General features: G+C 69.0%; 27 protein-coding genes. 7 read left to right on the top strand and 20 right to left on the bottom strand.

Annotated features, from left to right (window positions below):
- Positions 1 to 64: 64 nt before the first annotated feature.
- Genes ACOJTB_RS08365 through ACOJTB_RS08315 form a run of 11 tightly spaced genes read right to left on the bottom strand, consistent with a single transcriptional unit; the run spans position 65 to position 8,882 of the window.
- Complete coding sequence (locus ACOJTB_RS08365) at positions 65 to 3,982, bottom strand: baseplate multidomain protein megatron (protein WP_420102070.1); 3,918 nt, start codon at positions 3,980 to 3,982, stop codon at positions 65 to 67.
- Positions 3,982 to 4,413: an NlpC/P60 family protein gene (locus tag ACOJTB_RS08360; RefSeq protein WP_420102069.1), complete on the bottom strand. Its 432-nt coding sequence runs from the start codon at positions 4,411 to 4,413 to the stop codon at positions 3,982 to 3,984. The genes ACOJTB_RS08365 and ACOJTB_RS08360 overlap by 1 nt, the downstream gene beginning before the upstream one ends.
- Positions 4,410 to 5,291 (bottom strand): DUF2163 domain-containing protein, encoded by an 882-nt coding sequence (locus ACOJTB_RS08355; protein WP_420102068.1) that lies wholly within the window; start codon positions 5,289 to 5,291, stop codon positions 4,410 to 4,412. Before ACOJTB_RS08355 ends, ACOJTB_RS08360 begins: the two co-directional genes overlap by 4 nt.
- A gap of 7 nt (positions 5,292 to 5,298) precedes the next feature.
- Complete coding sequence (locus tag ACOJTB_RS08350) at positions 5,299 to 5,937, bottom strand: phage distal tail protein, Rcc01695 family (protein WP_420102067.1); 639 nt, start codon at positions 5,935 to 5,937, stop codon at positions 5,299 to 5,301.
- Between the two features lie 12 nt (positions 5,938 to 5,949).
- Positions 5,950 to 6,543 carry a phage tail tape measure protein gene (locus ACOJTB_RS08345; RefSeq protein ID WP_420102066.1) on the bottom strand — a complete coding sequence of 198 codons (594 nt, stop codon included), beginning with the start codon at positions 6,541 to 6,543 and terminating at the stop codon, positions 5,950 to 5,952.
- Between the two features lie 35 nt (positions 6,544 to 6,578).
- The gene (locus ACOJTB_RS08340; RefSeq protein ID WP_420102065.1) at positions 6,579 to 6,776 is read right to left on the bottom strand and encodes a phage tail assembly chaperone; all 198 of its coding nucleotides are present in this window, start codon (positions 6,774 to 6,776) and stop codon (positions 6,579 to 6,581) included.
- A complete protein-coding gene (locus tag ACOJTB_RS08335) occupies positions 6,773 to 7,114 on the bottom strand; it encodes a gene transfer agent family protein (RefSeq protein WP_420102064.1) in 342 nt (113 codons plus the stop codon). Before ACOJTB_RS08335 ends, ACOJTB_RS08340 begins: the two co-directional genes overlap by 4 nt.
- A gap of 11 nt (positions 7,115 to 7,125) precedes the next feature.
- Positions 7,126 to 7,536 (bottom strand): phage major tail protein, TP901-1 family, encoded by a 411-nt coding sequence (locus ACOJTB_RS08330; protein ID WP_420102063.1) that lies wholly within the window; start codon positions 7,534 to 7,536, stop codon positions 7,126 to 7,128.
- Between the two features lie 31 nt (positions 7,537 to 7,567).
- The gene (locus tag ACOJTB_RS08325) at positions 7,568 to 7,978 is read right to left on the bottom strand and encodes a DUF3168 domain-containing protein (protein WP_420102062.1); all 411 of its coding nucleotides are present in this window, start codon (positions 7,976 to 7,978) and stop codon (positions 7,568 to 7,570) included.
- A complete protein-coding gene (locus tag ACOJTB_RS08320) occupies positions 7,975 to 8,316 on the bottom strand; it encodes a phage head closure protein (protein ID WP_420102061.1) in 342 nt (113 codons plus the stop codon). Before ACOJTB_RS08320 ends, ACOJTB_RS08325 begins: the two co-directional genes overlap by 4 nt.
- On the bottom strand, positions 8,313 to 8,882 hold the full coding sequence (locus ACOJTB_RS08315; RefSeq protein WP_420102060.1) for a head-tail connector protein: 570 nt from the start codon (positions 8,880 to 8,882) through the stop codon (positions 8,313 to 8,315). The genes ACOJTB_RS08320 and ACOJTB_RS08315 overlap by 4 nt, the downstream gene beginning before the upstream one ends.
- A gap of 66 nt (positions 8,883 to 8,948) precedes the next feature.
- On the opposite strand from ACOJTB_RS08315, the gene ACOJTB_RS08310 reads away from it, so the two are divergent.
- Together ACOJTB_RS08310 and ACOJTB_RS08305 are read left to right on the top strand one after the other, a co-directional pair.
- Positions 8,949 to 9,710: a S1 family peptidase gene (locus tag ACOJTB_RS08310; RefSeq protein ID WP_420102059.1), complete on the top strand. Its 762-nt coding sequence runs from the start codon at positions 8,949 to 8,951 to the stop codon at positions 9,708 to 9,710.
- Between the two features lie 64 nt (positions 9,711 to 9,774).
- On the top strand, positions 9,775 to 10,608 hold the full coding sequence (locus ACOJTB_RS08305; protein WP_420102058.1) for a S1 family peptidase: 834 nt from the start codon (positions 9,775 to 9,777) through the stop codon (positions 10,606 to 10,608).
- A gap of 57 nt (positions 10,609 to 10,665) precedes the next feature.
- On the opposite strand, the gene ACOJTB_RS08300 is transcribed toward ACOJTB_RS08305, so the two are convergent.
- The 8 genes from ACOJTB_RS08300 to ACOJTB_RS08265 form a co-directional block, all read right to left on the bottom strand.
- Positions 10,666 to 11,916 carry a phage major capsid protein gene (locus ACOJTB_RS08300; RefSeq protein WP_420102057.1) on the bottom strand — a complete coding sequence of 417 codons (1,251 nt, stop codon included), beginning with the start codon at positions 11,914 to 11,916 and terminating at the stop codon, positions 10,666 to 10,668.
- 37 nt (positions 11,917 to 11,953) lie between these two features.
- Entirely contained in the window at positions 11,954 to 12,460 is a 507-nt protein-coding gene (locus ACOJTB_RS08295) for an HK97 family phage prohead protease (RefSeq protein ID WP_420102056.1), read from the bottom strand.
- Between the two features lie 166 nt (positions 12,461 to 12,626).
- Positions 12,627 to 12,827, bottom strand: a complete 201-nt coding sequence (locus ACOJTB_RS08290) for a hypothetical protein (RefSeq protein WP_420102055.1) — start codon at positions 12,825 to 12,827, stop codon at positions 12,627 to 12,629.
- Positions 12,824 to 14,005, bottom strand: coding sequence for a phage portal protein (locus ACOJTB_RS08285; protein ID WP_420102054.1), 1,182 nt, complete (start codon positions 14,003 to 14,005; stop codon positions 12,824 to 12,826). Before ACOJTB_RS08285 ends, ACOJTB_RS08290 begins: the two co-directional genes overlap by 4 nt.
- 49 nt (positions 14,006 to 14,054) lie before the next feature.
- Positions 14,055 to 15,401 (bottom strand): DNA-packaging protein, encoded by a 1,347-nt coding sequence (locus ACOJTB_RS08280; protein WP_420102053.1) that lies wholly within the window; start codon positions 15,399 to 15,401, stop codon positions 14,055 to 14,057.
- Positions 15,298 to 15,615, bottom strand: a complete 318-nt coding sequence (locus ACOJTB_RS08275) for a hypothetical protein (RefSeq protein ID WP_420102052.1) — start codon at positions 15,613 to 15,615, stop codon at positions 15,298 to 15,300. Before ACOJTB_RS08275 ends, ACOJTB_RS08280 begins: the two co-directional genes overlap by 104 nt.
- Positions 15,616 to 15,858: 243 nt before the next feature.
- Positions 15,859 to 16,440, bottom strand: coding sequence for an LOG family protein (locus ACOJTB_RS08270; protein ID WP_420102051.1), 582 nt, complete (start codon positions 16,438 to 16,440; stop codon positions 15,859 to 15,861).
- Entirely contained in the window at positions 16,437 to 17,834 is a 1,398-nt protein-coding gene (locus tag ACOJTB_RS08265; protein WP_420102050.1) for a M20/M25/M40 family metallo-hydrolase, read from the bottom strand. Before ACOJTB_RS08265 ends, ACOJTB_RS08270 begins: the two co-directional genes overlap by 4 nt.
- A 192-nt stretch (positions 17,835 to 18,026) precedes the next feature.
- Between ACOJTB_RS08265 and ACOJTB_RS08260 the strand changes: the two genes are divergently transcribed.
- Positions 18,027 to 19,370, top strand: a complete 1,344-nt coding sequence (locus tag ACOJTB_RS08260; protein ID WP_420102049.1) for an Nramp family divalent metal transporter — start codon at positions 18,027 to 18,029, stop codon at positions 19,368 to 19,370.
- A gap of 121 nt (positions 19,371 to 19,491) precedes the next feature.
- On the opposite strand, the gene ACOJTB_RS08255 is transcribed toward ACOJTB_RS08260, so the two are convergent.
- Positions 19,492 to 21,045 carry a helicase HerA-like domain-containing protein gene (locus ACOJTB_RS08255; RefSeq protein WP_420102048.1) on the bottom strand — a complete coding sequence of 518 codons (1,554 nt, stop codon included), beginning with the start codon at positions 21,043 to 21,045 and terminating at the stop codon, positions 19,492 to 19,494.
- Between the two features lie 152 nt (positions 21,046 to 21,197).
- On the opposite strand from ACOJTB_RS08255, the gene ACOJTB_RS08250 reads away from it, so the two are divergent.
- From ACOJTB_RS08250 to scpA, 4 genes are all read left to right on the top strand, one after another.
- Entirely contained in the window at positions 21,198 to 21,584 is a 387-nt protein-coding gene (locus tag ACOJTB_RS08250; RefSeq protein WP_420102047.1) for a DUF2267 domain-containing protein, read from the top strand.
- Positions 21,585 to 21,777: 193 nt separating this feature from the next.
- Complete coding sequence (locus ACOJTB_RS08245) at positions 21,778 to 23,748, top strand: methylmalonyl-CoA mutase family protein (protein ID WP_420102046.1); 1,971 nt, start codon at positions 21,778 to 21,780, stop codon at positions 23,746 to 23,748.
- Between the two features lie 13 nt (positions 23,749 to 23,761).
- Positions 23,762 to 24,586: a bifunctional hydroxymethylpyrimidine kinase/phosphomethylpyrimidine kinase gene (thiD, locus tag ACOJTB_RS08240; protein WP_420102045.1), complete on the top strand. Its 825-nt coding sequence runs from the start codon at positions 23,762 to 23,764 to the stop codon at positions 24,584 to 24,586.
- Positions 24,583 to 26,084, top strand: a 1,502-nt coding sequence (gene scpA, locus ACOJTB_RS08235) for a methylmalonyl-CoA mutase (protein ID WP_420102044.1), incomplete at its 3' end; no start/stop codon positions are given. The genes thiD and scpA, both read left to right, overlap by 4 nt.

Raw genomic sequence — 26,084 nt, 5'->3', positions numbered from 1 at the left:
GGGTTAGCCTTGTGCGCGTGAACGCGCCATGAATGTTCCTCAGGCTCCGGGATGGAAGCCTAGTTCAGCGGATGGCGACCCGTCCACGCCATTCATGGCCTGCGCCTGCCGCTGCGCTCAGTTGCCTCACGGCGACGTCGATCGCGGACAGGGGCGCTCCGAAATCCAGCAGTTCCTGCGCATGCGGATAGAGCCATCCCGGTTCGGTCACCGTCACGGACCGCAGGGCGGCGGAGCCGGAGAGGATGTCCAGCGCATAACGCTCGCTCTCCTCGCCGAGCGGCACCTCGGCGAGGTCCCAGCTGTCGCCGTCGACGCGCGTGCGCCGCACCCAGTTCAGGGAGATGCCTGCCCCGCTGCGCCGCGCCGTGACCCGCACGGGAGCAAATGGCTTCAATGCCTCCGCACCGACCGTTACGACGAGTTCCAGCATGGCCGGATCCCCGACATCGGCCTGTGCGGGCCCGATGCGCAGCCGCAGAATCCGGCCGATATCGGCAAGATCGTCGCTGAGCACCGTCATCGCCCCATCGAGCAGGACGATACGGGAGCCGGCAGGCAGATGGCGTCCGGCCACGGCCTCCGAGCCGCCGAGGCCGCGCAGAAAGCCGGACAGGCGAAAGCGCTGCGGCCCGATCAACTCGGCGCGCGAGACAGTGACGAGTTCGATCGCGCCGTCCCCGCCTATCAGCGCCAGCGCATTCGCCCCGGCCAATGCCGCCTCGGGGGAGACGGAGGCGAGCACGCCGCCGCGCAGCCTGACATCGAGCACCGCGCGGGTGTCGCTGCGCCAGAGTGGCCCGGGCGGCAGATCGGTGAGGGTTTCGCCAACGACCGCGGGCGCCTCGATGAAGCTGCGGGGCGCGAACAGGCCGGCCTCGTCGGCCTGCCAGATCGCAAGCGCGCCCGGCCAGGGGGCGGCGAAGGCCGCAAGCGAAACGAGCGCCGGCGGCTGCCGGACGGCCACCGGCAGCGCCATCGGCACGACCAGTGGCCGGCCGGGCAAGGCGGGCGGCAGGCGGACAGGCCGGGCCCCTCCCCGTGCCCCCGCCATCCGATAGATCGCGGGCTCGACCAGCCGCCCAGCGACGCGCCGGGTCGGGCCGTCTGCGATGCGGGTGATCCGGAAGAGGCGTTCCGACGCCCCGACCGCCAGTGACACGACGTCGCCCGGCTCCAGATCGAGGCAGCGCGGCGACAGCTCGCAATCCAGCGTCTCCCGGGCCGCCCAGGCTTCCTGCAGCCGCTGGTCAGCCAACCGCAATCCCTCCTGCTGCCGCGTCACGATGGCGGTTTCGACCGCGACCTCGCGCCGGGCCGCTCCTGCAAGCCGGCGCGAGCGCGCAGCGGCGCTGCGGTAGTCGTTGTCGCCGTCACAGAAGCCGAGCCGCAGTTCGAGCGGCAATTCGCTCTCCTGCGCCCGGCGCAGCGTGAAGGCCTCGCCGTCCCGGTCGAGGATCAGGTCGTCGGGGCCGAGCCGGCGCGCGACGGCGCCGCCGCGCCCCTCGAAGCGCAGCTTCCCGGAGCTCATGACGGCATCGAAACCGAAGGTCTGCGCCAGAGGCTCGAGCGCCTGCCGTGCCGAGAGCGGCCGCTCGATCACATAGCCGTCGAGAAACCCGTCGACAGCGATACGACCCGCCGGCGGCAGGCCGAAATCGGCGAGCAGCTTCTCCACCAGCCGATCGAGCGGGGTGCCCTCGAGACGCCCGTTGAGCCAGTGCCCGGTCTCGAAATTGCTCCCGTCCGCCCAGGTGGCGGAAAGATCCGGAAAGGCCGGGAAGGGCCGTGCGTCCCAGGTCCAGACGAAGAGATGGCCCGGGTCGACCATGCGGATCCCGCTCTCCGGATGCACCGGGTTGCGGGCGGGCTCGAAGCCTGCCTGAGCCGGATCGAAGCCCGAGAGGATCGCGGCCAGCGCCCGTGCCTGGACAAGGTCATCCCGCGCGCCGCTGGAAAACGGTGGCAGCCCGCCTTCGTCGGATTTCGGATCGGGAAACAGGTTGGGCGCATTGGCGCCCTTGTCGACGGCGGGAACGCCGACTTCCGTCAGCCAGATCGGCTTGGCCCCGGGCACGAAAGGGGTTGCCGTGGTTTCGATGCCGCCGGTCCGGCGGATATGCGGGTTGCTCCACCAGCCGACGAGGTCCTTCGGCCGATAGATCCAGGGCTTGCCATGAGCGCCGTCGGCGATCGGCAGGCGCTGCTGCGCCACGCGGCCCGCCTCGTCGGCATAGAACCAGTCATAGGCCTCGCCGCCGGCCAGCCGCGCGCGGAGATAGGCGAGGTCGGCCGGGCCGCGCGCGATCTGCGAATCCGCATGGTCCGCCGAGTCACGCCAATCGGACAACGGAGGATACCAGTCGATGCCGATGGCTCCGATGGCGGAATGCGCCCAGAGGCTGTCGAGCGGAAAATCGATGTCCTCCCCGCCATTGCGGACGTCGGCCCCATATTCCGTCCAGTCGGCGGCGTAGGTCAGCGTCGTCGCGGGCAGCATCTCCCGGACATCCGCGGCCAGCGCAGAGAGCTGGGCGGCCATCGGGTAGCCGTCCGGATTGCGCAGGCGCGTCAACCCGACCAGCTCCGAGCCGATGACGAAGCCTTCGACACCGCCGGCGAGCTGCGCCAGGGCGGCGCAGTGCATCACGAGACGCCGGAAGGACCACTCGTCCGGCTTGGCGCAGGCCACCGTGCCATCCCCGATGGCGAGATCGCCGGGAGCGACCGTCCCCATGAAGGCGGCGACCTGCGCCGTCACCCCTGCCGTCCCCTCTGGACTGCCGGTGCGACCGGGGGCCGGATCACAGGTGATGCGCCCGCGCCAGGGATAGCGCGGCTGCCCGGCCTCTCCGGTATAGGGGTCCGGCAAGGTGTTGCCGGCCGGAACATCCATCATCAGAAAGGGATAGAGCACGACCTCCAGCCCGTAGTCGAACCGCAGGCGCCGGATCAGCGCGACGATGCTCTCGTCGGAGGGCGTGCCGCCGAAGGCCGGGCGGCCATCGGCCTGGCTGACGGAACGCGCCGTGCCACGGGTCAGCCCGGCGACGCTCCATTCGGCACCGACCGTCGGCTTGTACGAGACCTCGACACGCGGCGAGACCGTGCAAACGCCGGCGCGCAGATCGTCGCCGAACCACGACAGGACGAGCGAGACGCGCCTCAGATTCGGACAGAGCGCGACGAGATGGCTCAGCGCCGTGTCGACGTCCGCGCCGCCATAGAGCTGGTGGCGGGTCAGGCTCTCCGTCACGCCCGGCTCCGGCTCGTGGCTGACGGAACGGCTGTCGTAGACGAATTCGCCGGCCCCGGGGGTGAGGGTGACGGCGCGGATCATCGCGCCGAGCCCATCGACCGCCCGCACCACCTCGAACTCGAATTGCGGGACGCGATTGCCGTACTCGGCCAGCGGGAAACGCTCGAACACGACATAGGCCAGCCCACGATAGGCCGGCGCGTCGCCCGCCTCCTTGGCGACGATCAGCGGATCGGCGGCCTGCGTCTCCTCGCCCCTATGGACCCGCAGGGAGACCGTCTGCACGTCGAGTTCCCGCCCATCGGCCCAGATGCGCCGGACGAAGGCGATCGGCCCCTCACACAGCCCCACCGCGAGATTGGCGTAGTAGCTATAGGTCGTCTCGTAGGTTTTCTGCGCCCGGCCGCCCTTTCCGCCGCTCTTGGTGCGCGTGATCGAGAGCTTGATCTCCTCCTCGAAGCGCGTCGCCCAGATCAGCTGGCCGCCGAGCCGGGCCCGGCCATAGAGGCGCGGGATCGCCGCGCCCTCGGTCGCGACGAGGCCGTTGACCTCCTTCAGCCGCGGCCCCTCGACGATCCGGCTGCCGCCGGAGCCGCCGAGCCAGGCCTGGTCGAGGCTCGCCCCGGCGAGCCCGCCGAGCGCCTGCCCTATGGCGCCGCCCACGGGGCCGCCCAGCGCGGTGCCCAATGCCGAGCCGGCGACCTGAAGAAGAAGCGTCGCCATCAGTCGCTCACTCCGGGAAAGAAAAAGGCATGGCTGAGGTGGCGCCGCCACCATCCGGTCAGCGCGACCTCCGTCACCGCGGCGCCGTCATGGGCGTGGATGATCGCGTCCGGCGCGCTCAGGATCGCGCAATGCTTGGCGGGCAGATGCGCCCGCCAGCGAAAGAGCAGGACGTCGCCCGGCTGCGCCTGCGCCAGCTGAAGGGGACGTAGGTGGCGCATGGCGGCGAGTGCGAGCGTCTCCTGCCCGAGGCTCTCCGCCCAGTTCGGGGAATAGGCCGGGGGCATTTCCGGCTCGGGGCCGCACAGGTCGCGCCAGACGCCCCGGACGAGGCCGAGGCAATCGCAGCCCACCCCGCGCAGCGACGCCTGGTGGTGATAAGGCGTGCCGAGCCACTGGCGGGCCGCCGCCACGATCTCCGCCCGCCTCATCGGAAAAGGCTCCCGCCATCGAGAGCGACGTCCCCCGGACGAACGCCGCCGATGATGAAGTCGGCGGAGGGCATGTGCGGAAAGCCACGAAAGTTGACGCCGTTCCCGAATTTAGCGCGGCAGGTGGCGAAGCTCTTGTCGCAGCCCGGCGTCACCTCGAAGCCGTCTCCGACGCCGATCGGCTCAGCGGGCGCCTGCCAGAGCTGGAGCACCGCGCGCTCGCCCTCCAGCCCATGGCGCTTCACCTCTGTCGCGAAGCCGGCGTTGGGGCCGGAGGTGAAGGTCAGACGGCCCCCCGTGAAATGGCCGTCGCCGAAGCCCGACAGGTCCAGGGCCGAGAGCGAGAAGCGTCCGTCTGTTGCAGCGACGCTCGCCGGGGCCGGCACCAGCACAACACCGCAGCGCGCATCGCCAAGATCGGCGGCGCAGCTGCGCAGATAGAGCCGGCCCCGCTCCTCGTCGAACGCCTTGGCGGTGCTGCGCAGTTCGGCCGTGAAGGCCGTTTCGCCGCGGCGAACCTCGCCGATGTGGCCTTCGTCCAGCAGGAGGCGCTGGCCAGGATCGGCCCAGTTGACGAGCCAGATCCGAAGACGCGCATCGTCGAAGGCGCCGCGCGCGAGGTCGGCTTCGTTGAGCCCGGATGCAGCGAAGGCTCCCGAGACCTCCCCGCCGCTGACGGCGAAGCCCAGTTCCGAGGTCGTCTCGGCGGCTTCCAGCCCCGTCGCGGCGGCGAAGACGATGCCGTCGAAACAGAGAGGCCGGTCGTGGTCGGTGAAGCCGAGGACGAGGCCATCTCGGCGCGCCAGGCTCCAGCAATGGCAGAGGGTTGTGGCACCGCCTCGCAGATGGGCGGCCAGCGCGGCCGGGATGTCACGCATGATCGCCTCAGGGCAGAATTTCGACGACGGGGATGTGCGGGATCTCGCCCGCCTCGAAGGCCGACAGATCGACCTCGATCGCATCGGTGTCGAAGCGGACGGGCACGTCGAAGGCAAAGCCGGCGGACACCGCGGCGCCCGGCGCCGGGACATGGCCGGAGGCAAAGGTGACGAGGCCGGTCGTCATCTCGCAGACGAAGGCCTCCGGTGGCTGCGCGGTCCCGTCGACCGCCAAGATGACGCTGCCCGTCACCGGCTTGGCGATGTCCCGCCGATAGGCTTCCATGCCGCTGCCGTAGCTCTTGCAGAGCTGGAATGTCGCCGTGACGCCGTCGCCGGTGCCGATCAGCTGATCGTCGGCGCGCGGCTCCCGCGAGGGCGGGCCGCTCTTGCAGTCGAGCCTGTCGCGCCAGCGGAAGCCGTAGAGCCGCCCGCGCCTTTCCTCGAAGAAGCTCACCACCTCGGCCAGGGCATCGAGCGAGCGAACGCCCAGCCCGGCATCGTAGCGTCGGCGGGAATGGGCCCAACGGCTGTTGCGCACCTCCCGGCCCGAGGCCAGCGTGACGATCTGGGTCTGGCGCTCGGGACCTCCGCGCGCGCCGCGGGCGATGTCGAGCGGGAAACGGACCTCGTGGAAATCGCTCATCGCGTCCTCCGCTCAGAGCGCACGGCTGCCGCGGGCGACGGCCCGCGCGACGGCAGCCGCGACCTGCGCTTCCGAGCGACGAAAGCTTGCCGCGTCGGGCGTCGAGACCTGGACCGTGACGGAGAGGGGACGCGAGGCCCCGCCGCCGGCTCGCACGCCGAGGCGCCCGTCCGGCCCCCGCGAGAGCGGCAGGATCGCCTCCGCGCCGCTCTCGCCGATCAGGCCGAGGCCGCGCCCGGTCGGAAAATAGGAAGGCGAGGCGACGATGCCGCCCTCGGCGAAAGGAGCGACCGGGACGCTCGCGCCGCCGATCGTGCCGAGGCCGCCGCCGAGCAGACCGGCGAGGTTCTTCACCCCGCTGCCGAGCAATTCGGAGATTCCGCTCTGCAGCGGCTTCAGCGCCGACTTCAGCAGGCTGCCCGTCATCGAGCGGCTGATGCTGCGCAGGGTGTCCTCGAAGCGCCGCCCCTCGACCACGCCGCGAGAGAAGGCGGTAACGATCGATTTACCAAAGCTTTCCGAGGAGCGGCTGAGAGATTGAGTTAGGCTGTCCATCGCCCGCATGTCGGACAGGCGGACGGAGTCGAAAGCATCCTCTTCGGCCATGGCATCCTCTTCAGACATTGATTCAAGCGACGGGCTCAACCGTCGGGAAAGGCCGCGAGCAGCGCAGCCAGGGCGGAGCGGTCGGGTGCGGCGGCGGCTGCCGGACGGAAGGCGCGCATGGCGGCCGCGAGCTCGCGCGGCGTCGCAGCCCAGAACCGGTCCGGCGGCCAGCCCAGCCGGCCGAGGCCGAAGGCCATCGCCTCTTGCCAGGGAAAGGCCGCCGGGGCGCTCACGCCGCCGGCGGTTGCGGAGGGCGGGCCTCGTCGTCGCCGAAGGTCGCCTCCAGCAGGCCGATCGCAGCCCGGATGGCCCCGGCGAGGCCCCCGTCGAAGGGCAGCCCAGCAACGTCCTCGTCGCGGATCGCCCTGCCCGCTCCGCGCAGCCCGGCGGCGATGATGCGGATGATGTCGCGGGCCGAGAGGTGGCCGGAGAGGAAGCGCTGGCCCAGCGCCGGCAGGCTGTCGACAGCGAAGGCATGTTCGAGCTCGGCCAGCGCGCCGAGCGTCAGGCGCATCGGAAGCGCCTCCCCCTCGACCATGAGCGCGGTCTCGCCGCGATGACGATTGACCATCGGGTTGATCCTCACAGAGCGGTGAAGGCGAGTGCGCCCGCCGATTCCAGCGACAGGTCGAAGGTGACCTCGGTGGCGTGTTCACCGCGATATTCCAGGCTGGTGAGCTGGAACGGCCCCTGGATCGTGCCGAAATCCGGTACGACGACCTGCCAGTCGCGGATGATCCCGTCGAAGAAGGTCTGCCGCACCAGCGCATCGGAAGCGCCGTCCTTGAAGATGCCGGCGCCGCTGATGGCGGCGCGGCGCATCCCCGCCCCCTGCAGCAGCTCCCGCCAGCGGCCGACCGATTCCGAATGGGTGACGTCGACGGTCTCCGCGTTGAAAGCGATCTGCCGGGCGCGCAAACCCGCGACGGTCACGAACGCACCTTGTCCATCCGCCGCCTTCAGCAGCAGATCCTTGCCCTTCTGTGCCGACATGCGGCTCTCCTTCAGATCGGTCGGGGAAACATCAGGCCGGCTCGGTCACCGCGCGGAAGCGCAAGGTGAGGTTCGGCAGGCCGCTGCGCGGATCACGCGCGAGCCGGGTGGAGAGCCAGCGCAAATCGACGAGCACATGGCCGGCAGGCTGGAGAGCGGCTTCGTCGAGTGCCGCCACGATCAACCGGGCCGCCTCCAGCGCCTGGCGCGAAGAACCGCTCTGCCCGGCCCAGACGACGAGCGCGAACTCCTGCTCGCAGCCGGATTCGGTGCCGGTCGACCCGTCGCGCGCCTCGACATCGCCATGGACGACATAAAGGCCCGCCAGCCCTCGCGGCGGCTCGTCGAAGATCCGGCCGGCGCCGATCAGCGCCGTCAGAGCGGCATCGGCGCCAAGCCGGGCCTGCACGGCCGCACGTAGAGAGAGGATCGCGCCGGTCATGGCGTCACCTCGTCGGCCAGGCAGACGAGCCGCCGGCGGGAGCCGTCGGGATCGCCCGTCGCCTTGATCTCGAAGATGCGGGCGCCGTCGCGCAGGCGCATGCCGGCATCGACCCCGGCCCGCCAGCGCAAGACGATTCGATGGCTGCCTGTCTGTTGCGGCCGGCCCTGCCGCCATTGCTCGGCACCGCCGAGCCAGTCGACACTGGCCCAGAAGGCGGCGACGGTCACAAAACCGCGGGTGACGCCGCCCAGACCGTCCGGCGTCTCCACGGGCGCTTCCAGCGACAGCCGCCGGCGAAGGCCGCCGATCGCGATCCGATCTTGCGCCGCCGTCACAGCTTCACCCGGCGATAAGGCGCGACCAATGCAGCGATCGGTCGCGGCAGACTCGCAGCGTCCCGGCTGGCCACATCGCCGCGCTCCTCGAACCAGCGCGCCGCCAGCCTCAGCACGGCCTGGCGCAAAGGTGCGGGCACGGAGGCGGCGGTCGGGCCGAAACCGGCGACGACGTCGATCTCGATCCCGCCATGGGCGCGACCGGGCTCCGCAACGCTCTGCGACATGTGGATCAGCGGCGGATCGGCCGCCCGATCGAGCGTCAAGACTCCCGGCGCGACCTGCTGGGCGGTTCCCGCCGAGTCATAGACCCGCGCTGCGAGAACCGCGCTGACAGGGGCCAGCGGCAGGCGGATCTCGCCCGTCCGGGGCCAGCGATCCAGCGCGATCCGCCAATGCTGATCGACGAGGCATCGGCCCGAGGCGGCCTCCACCAGCAGGCGAGCGGCCGTCACCAGCATGGCGAGGAGATCGTCCTCATCGGCGGCATCGAGGCGCAGAAACTGCCGGGCTTCGGCGAGCGAGACCGGCTCTTCGGCCGGAGGCTCCAGGGCAAGCGGCGTCATGATTGCTCCGTTGCGGGTTCATTTACGGCGGGCGACGCGCTATCCCGCTCCCGGGAGGAGCGTTCGATGCGCATCGTGAACGGGATGGCGGTTTTCGGCCTCGCCCTGCTGGCACTGCCGGCACAGGCGGTTGTCGGTGGCCGCGAGGGCGGGCCGGCCGAAAGCGCGACGGTGATGGTCCTCAACGCCCGCGGCGGCGTCTGCTCAGGCGTCGTGCTTTCGCCGCAAGCCGTCCTGACGGCGGCGCATTGCGCGGCCGGCGGCACCGAGCTGCGCGTGCATTGGCGCCAGGCCGGCGAGCCGGTGCTGGTCGCGCCCGCCGCCGTAACCCTGCATCCGCAATTCAACGCCAAGGCTGTCAGCGAGCGACGCCGCTCGATCGACCTTGCGCTCGTCAGGCTGGCGGATCCCCTGCCGCCGCGTTTTACGCCGGCGACGCTGGACGCGGCCGCCGCTCCGCGGGTAGGCGCTGCGGTCACGCTCGCCGGCTATGGCGTCTCGCGCGAAGGCGAGGCGCGCTCGACCGGCAGCTATCGGTCGGCGCAGCTGCAGGCGATCGAGCCCTATGGGCCCGGCCGCATCCTGCTCTGGGCGGCCGATCCTGCCGGAGGCGGCAAGCGGCCGGGCGCCGGTGCCTGCCAGGGCGATTCCGGCGGCCCAATCTTCAGCGGACAGGCCGTCGTCGCGATCAGCAGCTGGTCCACCGGACCGGCCGGGCGCGATTGCGGCCTGCTGAGCCAGGGGGTCCTGGTCGCGCCGCAACGGGGCTGGATCGATTCCACCATCGCCGGCTGGGGCCAAAATGCACGCTGGTCGGCCGGCCCGTGACGGAACCGCTGGACTGCGCCGCAGTCTCTTCTAAATTGATCTGCCCTTGTCATCGATGTGGACCATGCTCGCGCGTTCGCTCCGCCTCCTGAGTTTCTCGCTTTCTCTGGCGGCCGCGCAGCCTGCTCTGGCCGTTATCGGCGGCGTGGCACCGCGTGACGTCCAGGGCACCCGCGCCTCGACCGTCCGGGTGGAGACAAGCCGCGGCGAACTGTGCTCGGGCGCGGTGATCGCTCCGCAGATCGTCCTGACCGCGGCGCATTGCCTGATGGATGGCGGCTCGATCAGCGTCGTCAGTCTGGATCCGCGCTTTCGGGCGCGGCGCCAGCCGGTGCTCGCGGTGCTGCCGCATCCCAGCTTCGTGCCCGGCACCACCCCGCGCACCCAGCCGGGCACGGATCTCGCGCTGCTGCGCCTTGCGCAACCTCTGCCGGAGGATATGGAGCCGCTCATGCTCGGCGGCGGACTCTGGCAGGGCGAAACCGTGACGATGGCGGGCTACGGCCTGGCATCGGAGAACAATCGCCGCACCGCCCGCCAACTGCGCGAGACGCAGCTGCTAAATGTCGGCAACTACACAACCCAGAACACGGTCAAGGTCGCGGTCGATATCGAATCGCGCGGCGAAACGCCGGGTGCCGGCGCTTGCCGCGGTGATTCCGGCGGGCCGGTGATCCGCGGGCAGGCCCGCTCGCGCGATCTGGTCGGCATCGTCAGCTGGTCGAGCGGACCGCTGAAGACGCGGGCCCGGCTGATCTGCGGCGGCTTCACCGCGATCACCCCGGTGAGCGAGCATCGCGAGTGGATCTCGCAGGCCAGCGCCCGGCTTCTAGCTCTCGGCGAGCCTCTCCAGGGCTCGCCATCCGGCGCGAGCGGCAACTGGTCCTTCTCGCGCTGAGAGGCTCCCCGAGCGTCGGTGACGCGCCCGCTCGGGGAGACGATCCCGCGTGCTCCCTCAGGCCGCGAATTTGAGGCCCTTGATCGCGGCGAAGTCCTGCACCCCGCCGCCGACCCGCTTGGTCGTGTAGAACAGCACATAAGGCTTGGCGGAATAGGGATCGCGCAGGATGCGGACGCCCGCCCGGTCGACCACGAGGTAGCCGCGGCGGAAATCGCCGAAGGCGATCGAAACCGCGTTGTTGGCGATGTTCGACATGTCCTCCGCCTCGATCAGCGGGAAACCGAGGAGCGTCGCCGCAGCGCCCGCCGAGGCAGGGGGCTGCCAGAGATAATTGCCGTCGGCGTCCTTGAACTTGCGGATCGCACCCTGCGTCTTGCGGTTCATGACGAAGGAACCGTTCTGGCGGTAGCCGGCCTTCAGCGCATAGACGAGATCGATCAGCGCGTCGCCGGGATTGGCGGCTGGAAAGGCGCCGGCTGCGCCCGTGTTCAGCACGCCGATATTGCCCCAGCTCCAGGCGGACTCCGCCACGGTCGGATAGGCCAGGAAGCCCTTGGGCTTGTCGACGCCGTCGCCATTGACGAAGGCCGCGCCCTCCTGTTCGGCGAAGGCGCTCTCCACCTCTTCGGCGATCCACTGGTCGATGTTGACGATGGCGTCGTCGAGCAGCGTCTGGGTGGCCGCCGGCATGGCGTAGAGCTCCATGGCCGGGAAGGAGAGCTCGGCCAGCGTGGGCGAGCCGGTCTGCGGGCGCGCGACCGTTTCGGCGACCCAGCCGGAGGCCGGCCCGGTGGTGGAGAAGGCCTTCTTGTAGGTGCCGGACGAGATGGTGCGCACCGTCGCCAGCGAGCGGATCGGCGAGACGGTCGCGAGACGGCGCAGCACCTCGCCCTCGACGGTGGAGGGCGCGAGATAGCCACCATCCGGACCCGAACCGGCCGAGAGCGCCTTGGATTCGAGCCGCTTCAGCCCGCCGGCCTCGCCGGTGCGGATATAGGCCGCGAAGGCCGCCTTGTGCTCGGCGACCAGCGGGTCGCGCGCGTCCCGCCCATCCTGCCCCAGAGCCGGCCGGCCGCGGTCGAGCGTCAGCCGGTCGATGCGGCGCAGCGCATCGTCGAGAGCCCCGTCGATGCGGGCGAGCTTCTCGTCCACCAGCGGATCGCCGCCCTGGCGTGCCTCGAGCCCAGCGAGGCGCTCCTCATTGGCGGCACGATAGCTTTCCAGCGTGTAGCGCATGTCTTCGAAGGCCAATGCCAGATCGGCACCGGCAGCCTTGCTTTCGGGGGCGTGGTCGAGATGGGTCATGGGATCTCCTGGTGGAACGACTTCAGAGAAAAGGATGTCAGGCGAAGGCGGCGGGCCGCTGCATGGCCTTGACGGCGCTGATCCGCGCCTGCGGCAGCATCGGAAAGGTGACGATCGATATCTCCCAGAGATCGACGCGCTCGAGCCGACGAAGGCCGGTTCGGGGCTCGCTGCGCGCCTTTTCGGGGCGGAAGCCAATCGACAGGCCGTCGATCGCGCCATCGCGCATCAGCGCATGGATCTCGCGGGCCCGGGCGACGGCGAGCGAGAGCCGCCCGCGCACGAACAGGCCGCGACTGTCCTCGATCAGGCTCAGCCAGCGGCCGAGCGGTTCGGCCGGATCATGCTGCCAGAGCAGCCTCACTCCGGCCGGACCGCGCCGCGCCAGGCTCTCGCGGAAAGCGCCGGGCTCGACGATGTCCTTGCCGAGGTCGGGCATGCGGAACAGGCTGGCATAGCCCTCGAAGGTGCCATCCATGGCGATACGGCTGGGCTGCAGCGGCAAGAGCTTCGATTCCAAAGGCAAGCGATGCAGCTGGTTCATCGGCGATCGGCCCCACCCTTCGGCGCCGGGCCGCGTTCGCTCTCGAGCCTGGCGAGATTGCGCACGAAGCTGCTGAAGGTTTCGCGGGGCGCGCCCGCCGGCGAGCGGGGCCCCGGTGGGCGCGTCGCATCCGGTCGCGACGGCGATGTGGTCGAGCGGCTTGCCTTCATGGCGCGTCTCCCTCGTAGCGGGCGTTGAAGCGGTTGAGTTCACGGACGAAATCGTCGAAGCGGCGATTGGCGGCGGTGAGCTCGCGCAGGACCAGCCAGGCGAGGCCCGATGCGCTCGCCGCCCACAGCAGCAGGCCGAGATGGCCGACATCCGCCCGGCCGACGAAGGCCGTGACGATCTGGTCGAGCAGGTTCATGATGCGTCCTTTCCGGCAGTGCGCCGGCCATAGCCGACCGCTTCACGCTTCTCGTCCGGGTCGAGGAAGTCTGCCGCGCCGAGCCTGCGCCACAGCGATTCGCGCTCGTCAGCCAGCGCCTCGACGGCGTCGAGATCGGGCTCCAACGTCAGATCCTCGCCGAAGGCCGGGCCGAGCCATTGCGCCAGCGATTGGGCCGTGCGCCGCACCAGCGGGATCACCGTCTGGCGCCAGAGCGCGCGATTGGCCTCGGCGAAATTGGCGTGGGTGTTGTCGCCGGCGAGACCGAGCAGCAGCGGCGGCACACCGAAGGCCAGCGCGATCTCGCGCGCCGCAACCCCCTTGGCCGCGACGAAATCCAGTTCGGCGGGGGTGAGCGAGAGCGGCTTCCAGTCGAGGCCACCTTCCAGCAGCAGCGGGCGGCCGGCATTGCGGGCGCCCTGAAAGGAGTCTTCCAGCTCCTGCTTCAGTCGCTCGAACTGGGCTTCGGTCAGCGTCGCGCCGTCCGGCCCGTCATAGACCAGCGCGCCGGAGGGCCTTGCCGCATTGTCGAGCAGCGCCTTGTGCCAATTGCTGGCGGCGTTGTGGATATCGAGCGCGGTCGCCGCCGGCTCGACCGGCGAGAGCCCGTAATGGTCGTCGACCGGATGGAACAGCGTCAGATGCAGGATCGGTGGGAGCGCGCCCCCCTCCTGCCGAAAGCGCACCGTCTCGCCGCCGACCGTGTAGTCATAAGCCTCCGGCCAGCCGTCGCGGCCGGGCACGACGCGCATCCGGTCGGGACGCAGCGCGTAAAGCTCACGCGGCTCGCGCCCCGCCGAGACTGCCTCGACATAGGCGCTGCCGGCGACGAGCAGGTGGCCGAACAGCGTCTCGCGAAAGGCAATGCCGCCCTGGCGCGGATTGGGCCGCTCGATCAGCGCCAGGGCGGGATGGTCCGGCCGCTCGCGATCGCCAGCCCTGGCGACGAGCGGCATCTGCGCCGCCGCTTCCGCGATCAGCCGGACGCAGCGATGCACCACCGGGTTGCGCTCATAGCCCTCGCGCGAAAGAGCGACATAGTCGCGCGGCGTCCAGACCGCCCGCCCCGCCTCGTGCAGCGCGATGAGCGGCCCGACGCGCGAGCGCTTCTGATCCGGCGCGGCGAGGCCGCGCAGGCTGCGAAGAAAATCGAACATGGAGGTCTCGCTGTTGGAGCGTGAAACGGCGCTCAAAAGCCGGTCGGATCTACATCCCCCGCACCCGGGGCCGGCACTTCGGCGCCAGCATCAGATGCGTGAGCGCCCAGACCAGCGCGTCGAGCCGGTCGGGGGAACGGCCGGTTTCGAGGCCGCCGGGACCGAAGGCACACATCTCGTCTTCCAGCTCCGCGAAGGCACCGGCATGGTGGACACGGCCCTGGGCATAGAGCGCGGCCACCGGCTCGGCCCTCAGATATTTGCCGCGCGTCGCCCTGACGGCGATCACCGGAACACCGGCATCGACCTCGCGGATCACGCTTTCGACCATTTCGCCGCCCTGGTTGACCTCGACGACGAGCGCATCGGCTTCATGGCGGCGATAGAGCGCGACGGCCTTCTGCGCCCATTCATGCGGCCTGGCGCCGGCCAGCGTCGCATCCTCCAGCACATGCCCCAAGCCCAGCGCGTCTAGACCGGCGACCACCAGCCCGCAGCGATCGGCCCGCCGCGAGGAGGTCGCGGGCGGATCGACGGCGACGACGATCCGCGATAAGGAGGGCGCCTCGCGCTCGCGCCCGGCCTCGATCATGGCGCGGGTCCAGAGCGCATCGGCACTCTCCTCGACGATCTCGCCGTCGAGCTCCTGCCGGCCGAGCCGCGTGCCGCCATAGGTCTGCGTCACCGTGCGCACGAACTCGGCCGCCAGATTGAAGCGGTTATCGGCCGTCTTCGCCCGGCTCACGGCGACATTCGGCTCGACGAGCAGTCGCTTGACCAGCGGGAGCGGCCGGGGCGTCGTCGTCACGATCTGTCGCGGATGGTCGCCGAGGCGCAATCCGAATTGCAGCATGTCCCAGCACTCCTGAAGGTTCGGCCATTTCGCCAGCTCGTCTGACCAGGCGGCACCGAATTGCGGGCCGCGAAGGCTCTCGGGATCCTCGGCCGAGAAAACCTGTGCGATCGCGCCGTTCGGCCATTTCAATTGCCGCAGCGAGGGCGACCAGCTGGGCCGCTCTCCGCGCAGATGGATCGACAACAAACCCGACACGCCCTCGATCATCACGTCCCGCACCTGTCCCTGCGTCTCCCCGATCAGGGCGATGCGTTCCGTCTTCGCTTTCGAATAGGGCGGATGGCCGAGAGCCATGCCCTTGACCCATTCGGCGCCGGTGCGAGTCTTGCCGGCGCCACGGCCGCCAAGGACCAGCCAGATCGGCATCAGCGGTTCGGGAGGCAACTGGTCCGGCCTTGCCCAGAAGGCCCAATGTTTCTCGATGACCTCGACGAGTTCAGGCGGCGCCGTCTGCACCAACTCCTTCAGAAGCTTCACCCGTCTCCGCGGCGACAAGGGCCTCAAGACGTCGAGCAAGATCTTCACGGAGTTGTGCGACATGTCGCAGGCCGTCTGCGGCGGAAAGATCATCCGTCTGCTTGTCCTTTCGGCCGGAGGCCGGCTCGTCGATTGCCACCAGTTCGCGGATGGTTCGCGCCAGCGTCGCCAGCGCCTTGGCGTCGGCCTCGCTGGCGGCGGAGCCCTTGGGCAGGTCGGCCAGATGCTCCTCATGCGCATCGAGCTGGCGCTTGGCGGCGCGCCAGAGCTGGCTCACCACGCGCTTGCGGCTGACCGCCGCCCCCTTGGGCCTGGGGGCGGCCGGCCTCTCACCGGCCTGACTTTGGTCCTCTGCCATCGCGCCTGTCCCTGCTGACGGGCACGAAAAAGCCGCCGGCTGGGGAGCGCGGCGGCTTCGTTCGGACCCAATTCGTGAGCGTTCCCGATGTCTACCGGATCAGCGTCACGATGTCAAGAACATATTCCTACAACCTTGAGGCGCAGCGGCCTCGGGGATAACTCAGACCTCTTCCTTCTCGACCCATTTGTAGGTCGCGGCGGGCACATAATCCGCCATCCGGTCGAGGAGCGTCGCCGGTTCGGTATCGGTCATCGCGATCGCACGATGGCCGGGCTTCAGGAAGCCGGCCTCAACCGTCCGGTCGAGGAACATCGCCAGCGGGTCGTAGAAGCCCGCGACGTTGAGCAGTCCGAGCGGCTTGCCATGGATGCCGAGCTGGCCCCAGGTCCAGATCTCGAACAGCTCCTCGAAGGTGCCGATGCCGCCGGGCATGGCGATGAAGCCGTCCGACAGCTCCGCCATGCGGGCCTTGCGGGTGTGCATGGTGTCGACGATATCGAGCCGCGTCAGCCCGAAATGCCCGACCTCCTTGTCGCGCAGCGCTTTGGGGATGACCCCATGGACCTCGCCGCCCGCTTCGAGCGCCGCATTGGCGACGATGCCCATCAGCCCGACAGCGCCGCCACCATAGACCAGGATCAGCCCGCGACGGGCGATTTCGGCCCCCATCGCCCGGGCGCCTGCCGCATAGACGGGATCGTTGCCGGGATTGGAGCCGCAGAAGACACAGACGGATTTCATGAGCCGAGAGCCTGCAAGATCCGGGCCCAGGAACGTTGGCCCTTCTGGAAGGACGAGAGATCGTATTTCTCGTTGGGAGAATGCACGCGGTCGTCGTCGAGCCCGAAACCGACGAAGAGCGTGTCGATGCCCAGCGTGCGCTTGAAGTCGCCGCCGACGGGGATCGAGCCGCCACTGCCGAGCGAGACGACCCGCCCGCCCCATTCCTCGGCCAGCGCCTTGCGTGCTTTGAGCAGCACGGGCGAGTCCTGAGGCACGGACAGCGCCGGCGAGCCGGAATAGCTGATGAATTCTGCCGTCACGTCCTCGGGTAGCCGGTCGCGAACGAACTGATGGAAAGCTTCGGCGATCTTCGCAGGGTCCTGATCCCCGACCAGGCGGAAGGAGACCTTGGCCGAGGCCTTGCCGGGGATGACCGTCTTGCTGCCGTCCCCGGTATAGCCGCCCCAGATGCCGTTGACGTCGCAGGTCGGGCGAGACTGAATCTGCTCGACCAACAAACGCCCCTTCTCGCCGATGGAATGCTTGAGGCCGACCTGGCCCAGGAATTCCTTTTCGGTGAGGCCGAGATCGGCCCATTCGGCCTTCTGGGCATTGGTCGGCTCATGGACGCCATCATAGAAGCCCGGCAGGGTGACGCGGCCGGTCTCGTCATGCAATTCGCCGACGATCTTCGCCAGAATGTGGATCGGGTTGGCGGCGGCGCCGCCGAAAAGGCCGGAGTGCAGGTCGCGATCGGCCGCCGTCAGCGTCACCTCCTGATAGACCATGCCGCGCAGCGTCGAGGTGATCAGCGGCGTCTGCCGGTCCCACATGCCGGTGTCACAGACCATGGCGAAATCGGCCTTCAGCTCGGCGGCACTGGCCTTGATGTAGCCCGGCAGGTTGACCGAACCGGATTCCTCCTCGCCCTCGACCAGGATGGTGAGGCCGATCGGCAGATCCCCGGTTTCGGCCAGCGTCGCGCGCACGGCCTCGATGAAGGTCATCACCTGCCCCTTGTCGTCGCAGGCGCCGCGGGCGGAAATCACTTTCCGTCCGGGCTCCATCTCGCGGATGACAGGCTTGAAAGGCTCGGTCTCCCACAGATTCAGCGGATCGACCGGCTGCACGTCGTAATGGCCGTAGAACAGGGCATGCGGTGCGCCGGGCTTGGGACGATGAGCGAGAACGACCGGGTGACCGCCCGTTTCGCGCAGCTCGGCCTTGAAGCCGAGGCTCTCCAGATCGGCCCGTAGCCACTCGGCCGCCGCGCGCGTCTGCGCGTCGAAAGCCGGATCGGTGCCGACGGAGGGGATTTCCAGCCAGGAGGAGAGACGCGCCAGCGAAGCGTCGAGCTCGGCGTCGAGCCGGGCGAGAATGGCGGGCAGCTTGGCACTGGATGGTTCGGACATGGCGGCACCGGATGCGATTCAGATGACGCCATCATGGCAAGCCAGCCGGCCCGCGTCAGCCCGCAAATCCGCCGCAGAGCCTCGCCGGCGGGTCGGGCTGAGGTCCTTATTGAAAACGAGTTGCAACTAGCTTGACATGGGCCGCCAGAGGCCCTAGCCCTTATTGCGACCCATTCGCATCAAGGTATCGCCATGACCGCACCGGCCCCGGAATCCTCGTCGTTCTGGCTCAGGGCGCGCGGCGAGCCTTCGCTGGCGGATGTATTCCGGACCGTGAAGGTTACGGCCGGAATGTCGTCCTGGCGCAAATTCCTGACCTTTCTCGGCCCCGGCTATCTCGTTGCAGTCGGCTATATGGACCCCGGCAACTGGGCGACCTCGCTCGCCGGCGGCGCGCAATTCGGCTACACGCTGCTGGTCGTCGCGCTCGTCTCCAACATCATGGCGATCATCCTGCAGTCGCTCTGCGCGCGGCTGGCGGTGGCGACGGGGCGCGATCTGGCGCAGGCCTGCCGCGACGCCTACCCGCCCTATATGGCTTTCCCGCTCTGGCTGCTGGCGGAACTCGCCATCTGCGCGACCGATCTGGCCGAGGTGATCGGCACCGCCATCGGCCTCAACCTGCTCTTCGGCATCCCGCTCGAAATCGGCGTGCTGATCACCGGCCTCGACGTCTTCCTGATCCTGTGGCTGCAGACCAAGGGCTTCCGCTGGGTGGAAGCCTTCATCATCACGCTGCTCGGCGTTATCGCGGTCTGCTTCGCCGTGCAGATCGCCATGGCGGACCCGGATTGGGGCGCTGTGATCAAGGGCTTCGCGCCGACGACCGAGATCGTCACCAACCCCAACATGCTCTACATCGCGCTCGGCATCATCGGCGCGACGGTGATGCCGCATAATCTCTATCTGCATTCCGGCATCGTGCAGACCCGCGCCTATGGCGAGAGCCTGCCCGAGAAGCGGCAGGCCCTGACATACGCCACCATCGACTCCACCGTGGCCCTGTGCTTCGCGCTGCTGATCAACGCCGCGATCCTGATCCTGGCCGCCGCCACCTTCCACAAGGCCGGCCAGCACGACGTCGCCGAACTCGGCAAGGCGCAGGAGCTGCTTCAGCCGCTGCTCGGCGCCTCGATCGCGCCGACGCTCTTCGCCATCGCTTTGCTCTGCTGCGGCCTGAACTCGACGGTGACGGCCACGATGGCGGGCCAGATCGTGATGGAAGGCTTCCTGCGCATCCGGCTGGCCGCCTGGCTGCGCCGCCTGATCACGCGCCTCGTCGCGATCGTGCCCGCGATTGCCGTGACGCTGATCTATGGCGAAGGGCAGACGGCCAAGCTGCTCATTCTCAGCCAGGTGGTGCTCAGCCTGCAATTGCCCTTCGCGGTGGTGCCTCTGGTCATGCTGACGGCTTCCAAGGCGAAGATGGGCGAGATGGTCGCGCCGCGCTGGCTCACGGTAGTCGCCGCCATCATCGCGGTCATCATCATCGTGCTGAACGTGAAGCTGATCGTGGATTTCGCGACGGGGGCTTGAGGCTCAGCCGTGATTGCGAGGAGCGCAGCGACGAAGCAATTTAGGGGGACTGCGAAGAACGGTTCTGCCAGGTCCTCTGGATTGCTTCGCTTCGCTCGCAATGACGCAGTCGAGTGCCGCTTCACCGCTTCCCGGACATCGACCCTAGGATGCCACGCAGGATCGCCGTCCCGACCTGCCGGCCGATCGAGGTGGCGGCGGAGCGGGCGGCCGATGTGATGATCTTTTCGGCCATGCTCTGCGGCAGCGGCCCGCCGCGCGAGCCGGGACCGGTCTTCGGGCGCTGCTGCGGGGCTCCGCCGATCCACCCGCCGATGGTGTCGAGAATGCCGCCGCCGCCCGTGGTCGAGGCCTCGACCGGCGTTCCGTCCGGATTGAGGTTTTTGCGCCGCGCCAGTTCCTCATAGGCGGAATCGCGGTCGATCATGGTCTCGTATTTGCCGCGTTCCGGCGATTGCTGGATCGCCTGCTGGCGCTGCTGCGGCGAGCAGGGCCCGACCTGCGCCATCGGCGGAGCGACCAGCGCGCGCGACACCATCTCCGGCGAGCCCTTGCCTTCCAGCATCGAGATCAGCGCTTCGCCTACGGCGAGCTGGGTAATCGCCTGCTCGGTGTCGAAGGCCGGGTTCTGGCGGAAGGTGGTCGCCGCGGCGCGCACCGCTTTCTGATCGCGCGGGGTGAAGGCGCGCAGCGCATGCTGCACGCGGTTTCCCAGCTGGGCGAGCACGGTATCGGGAATATCGAGCGGGTTCTGCGTCACGAAATAGACGCCGACACCCTTGGAGCGGATCAGGCGCACCACCTGCTCCACGGCGGTGAGCAGCGCCTTGGGCGCGTCGTTGAAGAGCAGATGCGCTTCGTCGAAGAAGAAGACGAGCTTGGGCTTTTCAAGATCGCCCACCTCCGGCAACTGCTCGAAGAGCTCCGAGAGCAGCCAGAGCAGGAAGGTGGCGTAAAGCCGCGGATTGTTCATCAGCTTGTCGGCGGCGAGGATGTTGACGATGCCCCGCCCCTCGCGATCCGTCTTCATCAGATCGGATATCTCGAGCGCCGGCTCGCCGAAGAAAAGGTCGCCCTTCTGGTTTTCCAGCACCAGCAGCGCGCGCTGGATCGTGCCGACCGTGGTCGCGCTGACATTGCCGTATTTGGTCTTCAGCTCGGCGGCATTGTCGGCGACATAGGTCAGGATCGCCCGCAGATCCTTGAGATCGAGCAGCAGGAGCTTCTGCTCGTCGGCGATACGGAAGGCGATGTTGAGCACGCCCTCGGCCGTGTCGTTGAGATCGAGCAGGCGGGCCAGCAGCAGCGGGCCCATCTCGGAGATGGTGGCGCGGACGGGGTGGCCCTGCTCGCCGAAGACGTCCCAGAACACGGTGGTGAACTGGTCCGGCTGGTAGTCGAGCCCCAGTTCCTTGGCCCGGTTGACGAAAGCGGGCTTACCATCTCCCGGAGCAACGACACCCGAGAGGTCGCCCTTGATGTCGGCGGCGAAGACCGGAACGCCGTTGCGGGCGAAGCCCTCGGCCATCACCTGCAACGTGACGGTCTTGCCGGTGCCGGTCGCGCCGGTGACGAGTCCATGCCGGTTGGCGAGCTTGAGCAGCAGCCTTTCGGACTTGTCGCTTGTCCCATTCAGGCTGCTCTTGCCGACCAGAATCGCGCCGTCATCCGCCATATCGACCGTCCGTCTCGTCTGAAAACGTCACGAACCGGGTGTAGCGAAACCCTGCCGCAGCGGGAAGCCCGAAGCGTTGGCTTCGAGATCGTAAACATGTAAACTATTTCGGATGGTGCCGGGATGGCGCCAATGACAGGGAAGATCGACCCATGGATGAGCTGATTTCACGCATCGTCGCGGCTTCGGGCCTGAACGAGGATCTGGCGCGCAAGGCGGTCGGTATCATCCTGGCCTTCCTGCAGAAGGAAGGCCCTGCCGCCGAAATCAATGAGCTGATGGCGGCGATGCCGGGCGCGCAGGATCTCGCCAATGCCGAATCCGGCGCCAAGGGCGGCATGCTCGGGGCGATCGGCGGGCTGATGGGCGGCGGTGGCGGCGTGATGGCGCTGGGCGGGCAGCTGATGGGCGCGGGTCTCTCGATGCCGCAGATCCAGACCGTGTCGAAGGAGATGTTCGCCTTCGGCCGCGAGAAGGCGGGCGAGGACACGATGGGCGCGATCGTCGGTGCGATTCCCGGCCTCGGCCAGTTCGTCTGACTCCGGCGGAGCATTGCTTGCCGAGACGCCGCCCGATCGGGCGGCGTTTTGCGTTTTCGCGCAAACGCGCACCGCGTTTGCGACGAAGTGGGAATGGCCGTGCGGCGCTGCCCATGGCAATCAGCCCGCGACGACGGCACAATGGCGCGCGGCGAAAGCCGGCGACAGCGGCGCGAGAGGAGCAACGGCGCTCATGAGTTCGGCAGCCCCCTCCGACCTCCCCTATCTCGACGCCTTCCCGGCGCCGTCGCGAGAGGCCTGGCGCAGCGCCGTCGACAAGGTGCTGAAGGGTGCCGATTTCGAGAAGAAGCTCGTCGGCCGCAGCGCCGATGGATTGCGGATCGAACCGCTTTACCCCGCAGCCACCGGCCCGCGAGCGCTTCGGGCCACGCCCGGCCGCTGGCATGTCGCGGCCCGTCTCGACCATCCCGATCCGGCCGAGGCCAACGCGTTGGCCCTGGCCGAACTCGAAGGGGGTGCCGACAGCCTGACGATCAGCTTCGCCGGCGCGGCGGCGGCGCGCGGCTACGGCCTCGTCGCGGACGATGTCGCGGCGCTGGACCGGGCGCTCGACGGCGTGATGCTCGATCTGATCCAGCTGCGGCTCGATCCGGCGCCGCAAGGGCGGGTCAACGCCCTGCTGCTGGCCGCGCTGGTGGAGAAGCGCGGGCTCGATCCGGCCTCGCTCGACATCTCCTTCGGCTTCGACCCGCTCGGCGTGCTGAGTACGATCGGCTCGATCGCGGCGCCTTGGAGCGAAGTCGGGCGCCGGCTCGCGGCCGCGATCGCCAGCCTGAAGGGGCGCGGCTTCAGTGGGCCCTTCGTCACGGTCGATACGCGGCCGGCCCACGAGGCGGGCGCCAGCGAGGCGCAGGAGCTCGCCGTTATGCTGGCGAGCGCGGTGGCCTATCTCAGGGCGCTCGAGGCGCAGGGCATGGCGCTGGAGCAGGCGCGGGACGCCATCGCCTTCACCCTCGTCGCCGATACGGACGAATTCCTGACCATTGCCAAGCTGCGCGCCGCCAGGCTGCTCTGGGCGCGGGTAGAGCAGGCCTGCGGGCTCGCGCCCCGGTCGGTGCCGATCCATGTGGAAACCGGCTGGCGCTCGCTGACCCGGCGCGATCCCTTCGTCAATCTGCTGCGCGGCACCGTCGCGGCCTTTTCGGCCGGCGTCGGCGGCGCGGATTCGCTGACCGTGCTGCCCTTCACCGCCGCGCTCGGCCTGGCCGACGGATTCGCACGCCGCGTCGCGCGCAACACGCAGCTCGTCCTCCTGGAGGAAGCGCAGCTCTGGCGCGTGGCGGATCCGGCCGCCGGCGCAGGCGGGTTCGAGGCGCTGACGCAGGGCCTGTGCGAGCGGAGCTGGGCCTGCTTCCAGGAGATCGAGGCTTCGGCCGGCGAGACGGGGCGGGGCCTCGTCGCGGCGCTCGCCAGCGGGCAGGTGCAGCGTGATCTCGCCCGCTCCCGCTCCGCGGCGGAAAAAGCGGTGGCGACGCGGCGCTCACCGATCACCGGAACCAGTGAATTTCCCAACCTCAACGAAAGCCACGTCGAGGTGCTGCCCGTTGCGCCGGCGGCGCGAACGCAACGGACGCCGGCCGCCGACGCTTCGCTCGATCCTGCCGATATCATCGCGGCTTTCGTTGCGGGCGGCGACCGCTCGCAGGGGCTGATCGCGAGCGCGGATGCCCTGTCGATCGAGCCCCTGCCCTCGCTGCGGCTGGCCGAGCCGTTCGAGGCCTTGCGCGACAAGGCGCAGGCAGCAGCGACGCCGCCGACCGTCTTTCTCGCCACGCTCGGCCCGCTGGCCGATTTCACCGCGCGAGCCGGCTTCGCACGCAACCTGTTCGCGGCCGGGGGCCTCGCAGCGAGCGGCGGCGACAGCCATGCGAGCGATGGCGCGACCGATCTGGACGCGCTCGTGGGCGCTTTCCGTGAGTCGGGGGCAAGACTCGCTTGCCTGTGCGGCTCGGATTCCGCCTATGCCGAAGAAGGCGCTGCGGCCGCCGAAGCGCTGACGAATGCCGGCGCCACGGTCTGGCTCGCCGGGCGACCGGCTGAGAGCGAAGCCGCACTGAACCAGGCCGGCGTGGTTTCGTTCATCTTTGCAGGCTGCGACGCGGTGGAGACGCTGACGCGGGCGCAAGCCGCCGCCTCGGCTTGATCGGAGACAGGATTTGACCGCCATCGCGCTCACCATCGCCGGCTCGGATTCCAGCGGCGGCGCCGGCATACAGGCCGACCTCAAGACCTTCGCCGCCCATCAGGTCTATGGCTCCAGCGTCATCGTCGCGCTGACGGCGCAGAACACCACCGGCGTGCGGGCGATCCACGCGGTTCCGGGCGCCTTCGTCTCGCAGCAGATGGATGCGGTCTTCGAGGATCTGGACGTCGGCGCGGTCAAGATCGGCATGCTGGCCACGGCCGAACTGATCGAGACGGTCGCGGCCGGGCTTCGAAAGCATGGTGCGAAGAACATCGTGCTCGATCCGGTGATGATCGCTGCCTCGGGGGCGAGGCTGCTGGAGGAAGCGGCGGTGGAAGCGGTGCGCGAGCATCTGTTTCCGCTCGCGACGCTGATCACGCCCAATCTGCCGGAAGCCGCCGCCCTCCTCGGCACCACGCCGGCCCAGAGCGACGCGGCGGTCGACGAGCAGGCCGAGAAGCTGGCCGCCCTAGGGGCCGCGAATGTCCTGATCAAAGGCGGGCATGGCAGCGGCGATGTCTCAAGCGATCTGCTCCTGCTCGCGGGCGGCGCGCGCCGGCGCTTCAACGCCCCGCGGCTCGATACGCGCAACACCCATGGCACCGGCTGCACCCTGTCCTCGGCGATCGCCGCCAATCTCGCCAAGGGCCTGCCCCTGGCCGAGGCTGTGGGCGAGGCGAAGAGCTATATCTCGGCCGCCATCGCCGCCGCCGATCAGGTCGCGGTCGGCCACGGCCATGGGCCGGTTCATCACTTCCACCAGTGGTGGGACAAGTCCGACGGGAGCAGGCCATGAGCGCGATCCCCGATTTCACGAAGATGGTCTTCGATGGCTCGGCGTTGCCTGGTGCCGCCGCGGCGGCAGGCGAGCCATGGCTGACGCCCGAGGACATTGCGGTGAAGCCGCTCTACGGCCCGCAGGATCGCGAGGGCTTGCCCTTCATCGACACCCTCCCGGGTCTGCCGCCCTATCTGCGCGGCCCCTACCCCACGATGTATGTCAACCAGCCCTGGACGATCCGGCAATCTGCGGGCTTCTCCACGGCCGAGGACTCCAACGCCTTCTATCGGCGCAACCTCGCCGCCGGGCAGAAGGGGTTGTCGGTCGCCTTCGATCTCGCCACCCATCGCGGCTATGACAGCGATCATCCGCGCGTGGCGGGGGATGTCGGCATGGCCGGCGTCGCGATCGATTCCATCTACGACATGCGCACGCTGTTCTCCGGCATCCCACTCGACCAGATGAGCGTGTCGATGACGATGAACGGTGCCGTGCTGCCGGTGCTGGCGCTCTATATTGTTGCGGCGGAAGAACAGGGCGTGCCGCAGGCGAAGCTGTCCGGGACCATCCAGAACGACATCCTCAAGGAGTTCATGGTCCGCAACACTTATATCTATCCGCCGGGGCCCTCGATGAGGATCATCGGCGACATCTTTTCCTACACGTCGGCCAACATGCCGAAATTCAACTCGATCTCGATTTCCGGCTACCACATGCAGGAAGCCGGGGCGACGCAGGATCTGGAACTCGGCTACACGCTCGCCGACGGCGTGGAATACATTCGCGCCGGCCAGGGTGCGGGGCTTTCCGTCGACGCCTTCGCGCCGCGCCTGTCCTTCTTCTGGGCGATCGGCATGAACTTCTTCATGGAGGTCGCCAAGCTGCGCGCCGCCCGGCTGATCTGGGCCAAGCTGATGAAGGATCTCGGCGCGCAGAACCCCAAGTCGTTGCCGCTGCGCACCCATTCGCAGACCTCGGGCTGGAGCCTGACGGCGCAGGACGTGTTCAACAACGTCATGCGCACCATGGTGGAGGCGATGGCGGCGACGCAGGGGCACACCCAGTCGCTGCACACCAATGCGCTGGACGAGGCGCTGGCGCTGCCCACCGACTTCTCCGCCCGCATCGCCCGCAACACGCAAATACTGCTACAGCAGGAAAGCGGCACCACGCGGGCCATCGACCCATGGGGCGGCTCGTTCTTCGTGGAAAGGCTGACCGCCGATCTGGCACACAAGGCGCTCGGCCACATCGCCGAGGTGGAAGCGCTCGGCGGCATGGCGAAGGCAATCGAGGCCGGCATCCCCAAGCTGCGCATCGAGGAAGCCGCTGCCACCACCCAGGCGCGGATCGACTCTGGCGCCCAGACCGTGGTCGGCGTCAACAATTACCGCCCCGCGCGGGAAATGCCGATCGACGTGCTCAAGGTCGACAACTTGGCTGTGCGCGCGGCGCAGCTCGACAAGCTGGCGCGGCTGAAGGCCGAGCGCGATCCGCAGGCGGTGGCGCAGAC

Source organism: Allobosea sp. (assembly GCF_048595345.1).
Taxonomy (GTDB): Bacteria; Pseudomonadota; Alphaproteobacteria; order Rhizobiales; family Beijerinckiaceae; genus Allobosea.
The sequence above is the reverse complement of the archived record's forward strand: the minus strand, read 5'-3'. Positions and strand labels throughout refer to the sequence as shown.

Bases quoted from the DNA above. Each gene is read 5' to 3' on its own strand.
- ACOJTB_RS08365 (WP_420102070.1), bottom strand. From the start codon at position 3,982: ATGGCGACGCTTCTTCTTCAGGTCGCCGGCTCGGCATTGGGCACCGCG.
- ACOJTB_RS08360 (WP_420102069.1), bottom strand. From the start codon at position 4,413: ATGAGGCGGGCGGAGATCGTGGCGGCGGCCCGCCAGTGGCTCGGCACG.
- ACOJTB_RS08355 (WP_420102068.1), bottom strand. From the start codon at position 5,291: ATGCGTGACATCCCGGCCGCGCTGGCCGCCCATCTGCGAGGCGGTGCC.
- ACOJTB_RS08350 (WP_420102067.1), bottom strand. From the start codon at position 5,937: ATGAGCGATTTCCACGAGGTCCGTTTCCCGCTCGACATCGCCCGCGGC.
- ACOJTB_RS08345 (WP_420102066.1), bottom strand. From the start codon at position 6,543: ATGGCCGAAGAGGATGCTTTCGACTCCGTCCGCCTGTCCGACATGCGG.
- ACOJTB_RS08335 (WP_420102064.1), bottom strand. From the start codon at position 7,114: ATGGTCAATCGTCATCGCGGCGAGACCGCGCTCATGGTCGAGGGGGAG.
- ACOJTB_RS08330 (WP_420102063.1), bottom strand. From the start codon at position 7,536: ATGTCGGCACAGAAGGGCAAGGATCTGCTGCTGAAGGCGGCGGATGGA.
- ACOJTB_RS08325 (WP_420102062.1), bottom strand. From the start codon at position 7,978: ATGACCGGCGCGATCCTCTCTCTACGTGCGGCCGTGCAGGCCCGGCTT.
- ACOJTB_RS08315 (WP_420102060.1), bottom strand. From the start codon at position 8,882: ATGACGCCGCTTGCCCTGGAGCCTCCGGCCGAAGAGCCGGTCTCGCTC.
- ACOJTB_RS08310 (WP_420102059.1), top strand. From the start codon at position 8,949: ATGCGCATCGTGAACGGGATGGCGGTTTTCGGCCTCGCCCTGCTGGCA.
- ACOJTB_RS08305 (WP_420102058.1), top strand. From the start codon at position 9,775: ATGCTCGCGCGTTCGCTCCGCCTCCTGAGTTTCTCGCTTTCTCTGGCG.
- ACOJTB_RS08300 (WP_420102057.1), bottom strand. From the start codon at position 11,916: ATGACCCATCTCGACCACGCCCCCGAAAGCAAGGCTGCCGGTGCCGAT.
- ACOJTB_RS08295 (WP_420102056.1), bottom strand. From the start codon at position 12,460: ATGAACCAGCTGCATCGCTTGCCTTTGGAATCGAAGCTCTTGCCGCTG.
- ACOJTB_RS08290 (WP_420102055.1), bottom strand. From the start codon at position 12,827: ATGAACCTGCTCGACCAGATCGTCACGGCCTTCGTCGGCCGGGCGGAT.
- ACOJTB_RS08285 (WP_420102054.1), bottom strand. From the start codon at position 14,005: ATGTTCGATTTTCTTCGCAGCCTGCGCGGCCTCGCCGCGCCGGATCAG.
- ACOJTB_RS08280 (WP_420102053.1), bottom strand. From the start codon at position 15,401: ATGTCGCACAACTCCGTGAAGATCTTGCTCGACGTCTTGAGGCCCTTG.
- ACOJTB_RS08270 (WP_420102051.1), bottom strand. From the start codon at position 16,440: ATGAAATCCGTCTGTGTCTTCTGCGGCTCCAATCCCGGCAACGATCCC.
- ACOJTB_RS08265 (WP_420102050.1), bottom strand. From the start codon at position 17,834: ATGTCCGAACCATCCAGTGCCAAGCTGCCCGCCATTCTCGCCCGGCTC.
- ACOJTB_RS08260 (WP_420102049.1), top strand. From the start codon at position 18,027: ATGACCGCACCGGCCCCGGAATCCTCGTCGTTCTGGCTCAGGGCGCGC.
- ACOJTB_RS08255 (WP_420102048.1), bottom strand. From the start codon at position 21,045: ATGGCGGATGACGGCGCGATTCTGGTCGGCAAGAGCAGCCTGAATGGG.
- ACOJTB_RS08250 (WP_420102047.1), top strand. From the start codon at position 21,198: ATGGATGAGCTGATTTCACGCATCGTCGCGGCTTCGGGCCTGAACGAG.
- ACOJTB_RS08245 (WP_420102046.1), top strand. From the start codon at position 21,778: ATGAGTTCGGCAGCCCCCTCCGACCTCCCCTATCTCGACGCCTTCCCG.